Consider the following 1,580-nt stretch of genomic DNA (forward strand, 5'->3'; position numbering starts at 1 on the left):
GGCGACCTGTTCGCATCGTTGACGGCACCACCGTGACCCTGCCGGATACGGCAATAGGGTCAGGTCTTGCCTTTTGCCTAACGCGCTCTCCTCAAGCAAAAGACAAGACCTGACCCCGATACTGCGCATGACCCCGATACTGCGATGACGCACCGGGGCGCGGGCGGTTGGGGAGATTTCGCGGGAGAGTCTGGTGCGGGTGTGAAGCCGGTAGCGGGCGGGTTTGGCACGCCTGCTTGACACAAACTACAGAATAACTACATTGTAATGCATGAGCCATCTGGAATTTGAATGGGACCCGCGAAAGGAAGCGTCCAATCAGCGCAAGCACGGCGTCTCGTTTCAGGAAGCCAAAACGGCGTTTACCGACGAGTTCGCCCGCGTGATTGGAGACCCGGACCATTCTACTGAGGAGGACCGGTTCATCCTTCTCGGCACGAGCATCCATTCGCGCCTGTTGGTGGTCTGCCATTGTGTGAGAAAGGCGGACACCGTCCGCCTCATCTCCGCCCGTAAGGCCAACAAGCGCGAGCGAACCACCTATGAGGAATACCGCCATGCGTGACGACTACGATTTTTCCAAGTCCACCCAGAACCCCTACGCCAAGAAGCTCAAGAAGCAGGTCACGATCCGGCTGGATGAAGACACCATTGCGTACTTCAAGGATCTGGCGGAGAAGAAGGACCTGCCGTATCAGAGCCTGATCAATCTTTACCTGCGGGACTGTGCTCAGTCGCACAAAGATATAAAAATCGAGTGGCAGTAGGTCTGGTGCGGACGGCTCCGTTCCTTCCAACCACGGAGTGCTGCTCGGTCGCCCCTTTGTTTACACCCTCGCCGCCGCTGACGAGTTCGGTATTGCCCATCTGCTGACCAACACACCCTTCCACACCATGTTTGCGTTTCGATATGTCTAGCTGGCGTAATAAAATTCTATTGTCGGGGGGAGGGTTATGAAGGCACTGTTTCCGGTACTGCTTACTTTAGCGCTTGTTGCCTGCGAGAAGCGATATGACGTGGACTACTTGTCGCTAACGGATTCCGCGGAATCGATGGTGGTTGAAGCACCGGAAGGTGGTTTTGCCATTCCGTTCCTGGGTCAGAGCGAGCAATCCCGGCTTGTCGTGGCGCTGCGATTTGAACGGCTTCATCCCGACTCGAGCTGGGCGCCTTGGGTGACAGCGGGCTTTGCCACTGTCGACAGGAAAGACCAGGTAAAAGCATTTGTCGCTTTGCCGGAGCCGGGAGCGGAGAAGCTCAACGCTGGGTACCAAGTTGTTAAAGATGGGGAAGTCAAAGAGCAAGTTGTGCTTGTCGCGGGATTGCCTGTCTCGGAAGAAGTGCAAGTCCAGGCTTTGCGAGGCTCTGACGGCATGGTTTATATAAAAGTTGCTGATCGCGAAGCCAGAGTAAGGTTGCCACACCAAGACGTCGATCTGCCTTTCGCCCTGGTTTCATCCGCCACAGCGTCGCTCCGATGGCTGGCAGATTGATGGTGGCATTGGCCTTGCGGACACCTCCCTTCAACCCTCAAGCCCCCACCGCTGCGAATCCTGCTCAAAATTCTCGATCAACAGCT

Annotated in this window: 3 protein-coding genes; all 3 read left to right on the forward strand. The window is 56.1% G+C overall.

Translation table 11 applies throughout. The features are described from left to right. The first annotated feature begins 271 nt into the window (after nt 1-271). On the forward strand, nt 272-565 hold the full coding sequence (locus MA04_RS21640) for a BrnT family toxin (RefSeq protein WP_262462827.1): 294 nt from the start codon (nt 272-274) through the stop codon (nt 563-565). Beyond that, on the forward strand, nt 558-767 hold the full coding sequence (locus MA04_RS21645; protein WP_262462828.1) for a BrnA antitoxin family protein: 210 nt from the start codon (nt 558-560) through the stop codon (nt 765-767). Before MA04_RS21640 ends, MA04_RS21645 begins: the two co-directional genes overlap by 8 nt. A 187-nt stretch (nt 768-954) precedes the next feature. After that, entirely contained in the window at nt 955-1,494 is a 540-nt protein-coding gene (locus MA04_RS21650) for a hypothetical protein (protein WP_262462830.1), read from the forward strand. The last annotated feature ends 86 nt before the right edge of the window (nt 1,495-1,580 follow it).

The organism is Alloalcanivorax balearicus MACL04 (assembly GCF_025532145.1).
GTDB lineage: Bacteria > Pseudomonadota > Gammaproteobacteria > Pseudomonadales > Alcanivoracaceae > Alloalcanivorax > Alloalcanivorax balearicus.